6 protein-coding genes and 1 riboswitch are annotated in these 6,572 nt (G+C 50.3%); of the genes, 4 read left to right on the top strand and 2 right to left on the bottom strand.

Translation table 11 applies throughout. The annotated features are described in order from the left end of the window. Positions 1–157: 157 nt before the first annotated feature. Positions 158–1,264, bottom strand: coding sequence for a tRNA (uridine(54)-C5)-methyltransferase TrmA (trmA, locus tag KU854_RS24510; RefSeq protein ID WP_218360841.1), 1,107 nt, complete (start codon positions 1,262–1,264; stop codon positions 158–160). Positions 1,265–1,423: 159 nt separating this feature from the next. On the opposite strand from trmA, the gene KU854_RS24515 reads away from it, so the two are divergent. The 4 genes from KU854_RS24515 (at position 1,424) to murI (ending at position 5,645) form a co-directional block, all read left to right on the top strand. Next, positions 1,424–1,951, top strand: coding sequence for an ATP--cob(I)alamin adenosyltransferase (locus KU854_RS24515; RefSeq protein ID WP_218360842.1), 528 nt, complete (start codon positions 1,424–1,426; stop codon positions 1,949–1,951). A 61-nt stretch (positions 1,952–2,012) separates the two neighbouring features. After that, a riboswitch (cobalamin riboswitch) is annotated at positions 2,013–2,213 on the top strand. Between the two features lie 46 nt (positions 2,214–2,259). Next, on the top strand, positions 2,260–4,080 hold the full coding sequence (locus KU854_RS24520) for a TonB-dependent receptor domain-containing protein (protein ID WP_218360843.1): 1,821 nt from the start codon (positions 2,260–2,262) through the stop codon (positions 4,078–4,080). A 47-nt stretch (positions 4,081–4,127) separates the two neighbouring features. Further along, positions 4,128–4,799: an adenine nucleotide alpha hydrolase gene (locus KU854_RS24525; protein ID WP_218360844.1), complete on the top strand. Its 672-nt coding sequence runs from the start codon at positions 4,128–4,130 to the stop codon at positions 4,797–4,799. Positions 4,800–4,856: 57 nt separating this feature from the next. Continuing rightward, positions 4,857–5,645 (top strand): glutamate racemase, encoded by a 789-nt coding sequence (murI, locus tag KU854_RS24530; protein WP_218360845.1) that lies wholly within the window; start codon positions 4,857–4,859, stop codon positions 5,643–5,645. Here the strand turns inward: murI and KU854_RS24535 are convergent. Then, entirely contained in the window at positions 5,623–6,072 is a 450-nt protein-coding gene (locus KU854_RS24535) for an RNA recognition motif domain-containing protein (RefSeq protein ID WP_218360846.1), read from the bottom strand. The two genes, murI and KU854_RS24535, sit on opposite strands and share 23 nt — an antisense overlap. Between the last annotated feature and the right edge of the window lie 500 nt (positions 6,073–6,572).

Raw genomic sequence — 6,572 nt, forward strand, 5'->3', positions numbered from 1 at the left:
GGCGATACATCATGTGTTGCCCATTAAGCGAGAAGATCGAATATACCCGAGAGCCGTGAAGCCTAAGGCAAAGAAATACCCCAATAAAAAGAAAGCCAGTCAGCTTAACTGACTGGCATTAGCCACTCGGCTCCTTTTCTTTTGGCTGCAAAAGCGCTTATTTGCGCTCAAGCAGGACACCCGCTTCCATATGGTGGGTGTACGGGAACTGGTCGAACAGGGCAAAACGCGAAATGTGGTGCGTTTCAGACAAGATCGCCAGGTTCTCTTTCAGGGTCTCCGGGTTACAGGAGATATAGAGAATGCGGTCGTACGCCTGCACCATACGGCACGTGCCTTCATCCATGCCTGAACGTGGTGGGTCGACGAAGATGGTGTTGCAGTTGTAGCTCTTCAGGTCGATACCGGCTTGCTGCAGACGGCGGAACTCGCGTTTGCCTTCCATCGCTTCGGTAAATTCTTCGGCGGACATACGGATGATCTGCACGTTATCAATATCGTTCGCGGCAATGTTCCACTGCGCAGACTCCACTGACGGTTTTGCTAGTTCGGTGGCCAGTACACGGTCAAAGTTGTCTGCCAGCGCCAGAGAGAAGTTACCGTTACCACAGTAAAGCTCCAGCAAATCACCCGTGCTTTCTTGAGTGCAATCCACCGCCCATTCCAGCATCTTTTCCGCGACCTTGCCGTTTGGCTGGGTGAAGCTGTTTTCGATTTGCTGATAGGTGAGGGGGCGGCCACTAACGTTCAGTTTTTCCACCACGAAATCGCGGTCGATAACGATTTTCTGCTTACGGGCGCGGCCGATGAGGTTGAGGTTGAAACCTTCATCGTTCAGGCGCTGTTTCAGCATCTGGGCGTTGCGCTCCCACTCTTCATCCAGTTGGCGGTGGTAGAGCATGGAAACCAGCACTTCACCGCTCAGTGTAGAAAGGAAATCTACCTGGAACAGTTTACGGCGCAGGCTTTCAATTGGGCGGATGGCGTCCAGCAGCAGTGGCATCAGATCATTGATGATTCGGCTCGCCTGTGGGAACTGATCCACACGGTACTTCTGCTTGGTTTCCTGATTGAACATGATGTAATAGAGGTCATCCCCTTCATGCCAGACGCGGAATTCAGCACGCATACGGTAGTGCTTGTCTGGAGACGGAAACACTTCCAGCTCAGGGGCATTAAACTCGGCGAAAGTGGATTGCATACGTGCAATTTTCTCGTCCAGTTGCGCCTGATATTGGGTGGTGTCAATCAGGGTATTGCTCATATTACCTAACCTGCATATCGAAAAATGAGGGCAAATTGTAAGTAGCCAAACGCGGTTGTCCAGCCTTTTCGCTGACTTTTTCGCCAGTGGTATGTTCTGGCGGCACAATTGCCGAGCTTGATATAAGATTGGCACACTTTAACGCGACCGGGCCTTACCATGAGCTTTCGAAAACCCAGAAACCGCAAAGAGATTTGTTACCCGTTTATCTATGAATCGGCGCTGACCTGCGACTATGAAATCCACACGGATGAGCTTTGTTCGCTGGTGGGCATGGCACTGGCAACCCTGCCGGAAGGTTTTGACGATGTGCGGGAAGATCTGGAGAACCTGCACCCGAAAATCTATCACCTCAATGGTTCAGTGCGTGGCAAGAATGCGATTTTTGAGGAAGACCTGGAGTGGTTGCATGCACGCTATGACCACTACAACGAACTGAGCCGTGGCCGTATCAACCGTTTTGTGTTGCCGCGTGGGCCTGTTGGGGTGATGGCGCTGCACCAGTGCCGCACCGGATCCAAGAAAACTGTACGTCTGCTGCACCGCCTTGATGAGTCAGGGGTAACGTTTGAGCCAACGTTGCCGCGCTTTGCAAATCTGCTTGCGAACTTTTTCTTTGTGCTGACGGTATACATAAAAATGAAGCTGGATGTAGAGGAAGTTGAGTTTGTCAGCCTGAGTTACTGATTCAGAATTAACGACTTCATTACCATTGCCGGGGCGAATGAGATCAAGTTCTCAATATCTGGGTATCAAAAGCGCGCTGAGTTCTCTATAATCTGCGCGCTTTCATTCCAGCTGGGAATCCGGTGTAAATCCGGAACTGGCGCGCAGCGGTAAGGAGAAACGAAAGTGACACGGCGAAAGCCAGACACTGCATTTCGATGTGGGAAGTCGTCACCGTAGGCCGTCTCTAAGTCCGAATATCAGCTGGGTCACAATATGGTTTCAGGATCTCCTGACATCATTAGATACACGCGATATTTGGATCTGATATGTCTAATAAGCTACTTGCAGCAAGCTTGCTGCCGTGGGCTGCCTTTGCGCATGCCGAATCAACATCCCCTTCTGTTGACGACACTATGGTCGTTACCGCTTCCCGCTTTGAACAACCTGTTACAACGGTACTGGCTCCGGTTTCAGTCTTGACCCGTGATGACCTGGAAGATATTCAGGCGAAAAGTCTGGTCGATGCGCTGAAAACCCTGCCGGGTATTGAGATTGGCCAGACTGGTGGCCGAGGCCAACAAGCGTCTATTTTCCTGCGCGGAACCAACTCAAGCCATGTATTGGTGCTGGTCGATGGCGTTCGCTTGCCACGTACTATGATGGGTACGGTCGACTTCAACATGCTGCCGCTGAACACTGTGGAGCGTATTGAAGTGATCCGTGGCTCAGGTGCAACCGTGTATGGCTCTGATGCAATTGGTGGGGTTATCAACATCATTACCCGCAATAAGGGTGAATCGAAGCGTTTCAGTGTCGGTGGCGGCAGTAACGATTACGTGCAATCAAGCATTGGTGTGACGACTCAGGTCAGCGATTCAGTTGCATTGCAACTCGGTGGCGGCTTGGAGCAAACCGACGGTTACAATGTGCATCCTAACTCGGCACCACCGGGGACAGAGCATGGCTTTGAGAGTAAGAACCTCTCTGGGCGTTTGAGCTACCAGCCAACGGAAAACTGGGAATCAAACCTGATTGGCCGCTGGTTCCAGAATGAAGTGGAATATGATGGCTGGGGTACCAAAAAACGCAGCTGGGTTGAAAGCAGCAGCATTGGTGCAGACACTGCTTATCGCAGCGGCAACTGGAACTCATTGGTACGTTTCGAGTTGGGTGAACAGTCAAACTATGACTACCTTGATGGTGCACCGAAAACGGCTGCCGATCTGACCAGTAAGATCCGTCAGGTCTATGGCAGCGCATCCTCCCGCTATGCATTTTCAAAACAGTTCACGTTGACTGGCGGTGTGGACGCGACCTGGGAAGAGTACCTGGATGGCAATTTCATCTCGGCCGGCGCGATTGATGACAACCCGCGCCGCAACCTGGGTGCGTTTGTTCTGGCTAACTGGCAAGTGAATGATGCCGTGCTGCTTGAAGGTAGCGTTCGCCATGACGACAACCAACAATTTGGCGGTCACAACACCGGGCTGGTTGCCTTAGGTTGGACGATCTCACCGGATTACCGCCTGTTTACCAGCTATGGTACTGCATTCAAGGCTCCGGGATTCGACAAGCTATACGGCACCGGTGGCAACACGGCACTGGCTCCGGAAAAAGCAGAAAACATCGAGCTTGGACTGGAAGGTACTACTTATAACATAGGTTGGAGCATCAACGGTTATATCAACCAGATTGATAACCTGATTGTGTACACCGGCAATTGGCCAAATGGTACCAATGAAAACGTTGAAGAGGCGAAAATCCGCGGCGTGGAAATCGTGGCTGATTTTGATCTTGGCCCTGTCTACAATCAGATCTCATTGGATTTGAAAGACCCGAAAGATGTGAGCAAGGATGAGCAACTGGCGCGCCGTGCCAAGCAATCATTGAAATGGCGCACATCCGTATGGTTGGGCGATGTACTGCTGGGTACCCAGTATCTTTACCAAGGTGAGCGTCCGGACTATTCAGGCGGTGACATTTTGGGAAGCTACAGTGTGTGGGATGTCACTGCACAGTACGATATCAATCAGCATGTAACGCTCAGCGGCAAGGTTACCAACCTGTTTGATAAAGAATACGCAACCGCCGGTGATTTCCCTGCACCGGAAAGAGCTTTCTACGTCAATCTGGACTTTGCGTTCTAACCATTTTATCAAGCCGCCTTCGGGCGGTTTTTTGATTCAGGAATTCCATGAAAAAGCGCGTTATTGTGAGTTGGTCATCGGGCAAAGACTCAACCTTATCCTTATGCCGTTTACTGGAAAGCGATCAATACGAGGTCGTTGGCCTCTATACCACTTATGTGAATGGGGAAGTGCCGTTTCAGGCCACACCGCTCGAGATTGTGAAAGCGCAGGCTCACAGCATTGGGTTGCCTCTTATCTTGATTGAGCTTGATGAGGTATTCCCGCCGAACGAGATTTATCAAAGTGCGGTCATTGATGGGATCCGTCACAGTGGCTTGGATATAGACGCGGTTGCGTTTGGGGATATGTTCTGCAACGGGATTGAAGCATACCGGCGCAGTTATATAGAGCCCCAAGGCTGGGAGTGTGTCTTTCCGTTGCTCGGAGAGAGCAGCCAGTCGCTGGCCAAGGAAGTCATTCAGCGTGGTATCGTGACACGCCTCACCACGATCGATACCACCCAGCTAAGTGGCGACTTCCTGGGGCGATGGTTTGATGCTTCTTTATTATCTGATTTGCCCGAAGGCTGTGATCCTTGCGGCGAAGATGGTGAATTCCATACTCTGGTCACCAGCGCACCCTGCTTTCGCTATCCTCTAGAAGTGAAGGTATCGGGAGAAGACCGCAGCGGGCGTTTCCATCATCTTCGTTATCAACAATATGGGGTGTCGGTGTAAAATCGCGCTTTTGCGCAGTATGATGGCTGCGCAAAGGCTTAATGAAGGTAAGAATGCGTGAAAAATGTGCTGATTTTTGATTCCGGTGTGGGTGGGCTGTCTGTGTATCAGGAGATAGCCAAATTACTGCCGGAGCAACCAGTAATTTACGCATTCGATAATGCAGCATTTCCCTATGGGGAGCTGGACGATGATGTATTGGTCAGCCGGGTCTGTGGCATGGTATCTGCGCTTTGCCAGCAGCATGATATCGCGCTGGTCGTGATCGCCTGCAATACTGCCAGTACGTTGGCATTGCCTCACCTTCGCAAACTGCTGACCATTCCCGTTGTCGGGGTAGTCCCGGCAATCAAGCCTGCTGCTGCGATCAGTCAAAGTAAAGTTATTGGCCTTCTGGCGACACCGGCCACAGTAAAACGTCGCTATACCCAACAGCTGGTGGAAGAGTTCGCGCCGGATTGCCAAGTCGTGATGGTAGGGTCAACGGACTTGGTCCAGATGGGAGAGGATAAGTTGCGAGGAGAGGACGTGGATCCAAAGCGTCTTGGCGTCATCCTTTCACCAATGATAGATAAAGTTGACTGTATCGTTCTGGGATGTACCCACTTCCCGCTACTCAAAAGCGAGATTGAAACACTAGTAGGGGGGAGCTGCAGGGTCATTGACTCTGGAGAGGCGATTGCAAACCGTGTCTATATGCTATTAAAAGAGGGAGGCAACGTAGCCTCCCGCAGAGATAGTTTACATCGGGTATACAGCAGTGCTCCGGTCAATCGAGAGCATGAACTGAACAACGAACTTAGTAAGCTCGGATTTGGTGAAATTAAGCGCGCTCCGACTTTCTAGGATCGTTGGCTTCACGCACTTTAAGAGTCCGCTCACCATATTCACTGTTATTCAGTGTCTCGATGGCACCAGGTGCATCTCCCGCTGCCATCACTACAAAGCCAAACCCTCTTCTTTTACCTGTGCGCTTATCCTTCATTAAGCGAACAGCAAATACCTCTCCGTGTTTAGCAAATAACTCCTTTACGTCATTCTCGTTTGCCCGATAAGGCAGGTTACCCACGTAAATGGTTTTGCTGGTAGAAGGTACAGATTCGAAATCGTCGCCCGAAGACTTGGTGGCAAAAAGAGAAAGGGCAATACCTACAGTAACGGCGCCAAGCGCGAAGGCTAATCCTGTGCTGGATACGATAGTGGCGTTATTCAGCAGCAATGCGCCGACTAGGGCTATGGCTGCGGTGATCAATAAACTGATGGATGTTTTCATAATCATCTAAAGTAAACGTCGGTTAGAAGAAATAGCATGAAGAAACAAAATCAATGCTGACTAAAATAAGAACAATTGTCGGGTCGATATTACGGTTATTGGAATCTCATTGCCAGTAAGTGAATGTGACGGCTATCTAATGTTGTAATTTGTTGTGTTTTTTAAAGTTTAGGTTGATTTGTAGTCACTCGGAAAGAAATCGGACAAAAACCCTTGCCAATGTGATCCTAGTCTCTATAATGCCGCCTCACCGACACGGAGAGCGGCTTCCACTGCGGAACCAGCCACCGAATCGGTACGGCGAAAAGCCTCAAAATTGATTCGAAATAAACGCTTGACGCGCTGTTTCGAATCAGTAAAATGGCCGCCCGCCTCAACGGAAAAATGTCCGCTTGAGGCAAGTCAACAAGACGTTTTGAAGGTTGCGAAAGCAACGTTGAAAAATCTCAAAATTTCTTCTTGACTTCATCGCCTGGCAGCGTAGAATTCGCAGCCCTGAC

This window comes from Enterovibrio paralichthyis (genome assembly GCF_019209835.1).
In the GTDB taxonomy this organism is placed as follows: domain Bacteria; phylum Pseudomonadota; class Gammaproteobacteria; order Enterobacterales; family Vibrionaceae; genus Enterovibrio; species Enterovibrio paralichthyis.

What these genes read in the sequence shown, in the direction of transcription:
- trmA (WP_218360841.1), bottom strand. Translation starts at nt 1,264, where the DNA reads ATGAGCAATACCCTGATTGACACCACCCAATATCAGGCGCAACTGGAC.
- KU854_RS24515 (WP_218360842.1), top strand. Translation starts at nt 1,424, where the DNA reads ATGAGCTTTCGAAAACCCAGAAACCGCAAAGAGATTTGTTACCCGTTT.
- KU854_RS24520 (WP_218360843.1), top strand. Translation starts at nt 2,260, where the DNA reads ATGTCTAATAAGCTACTTGCAGCAAGCTTGCTGCCGTGGGCTGCCTTT.
- KU854_RS24525 (WP_218360844.1), top strand. Translation starts at nt 4,128, where the DNA reads ATGAAAAAGCGCGTTATTGTGAGTTGGTCATCGGGCAAAGACTCAACC.
- KU854_RS24535 (WP_218360846.1), bottom strand. Translation starts at nt 6,072, where the DNA reads ATGAAAACATCCATCAGTTTATTGATCACCGCAGCCATAGCCCTAGTC.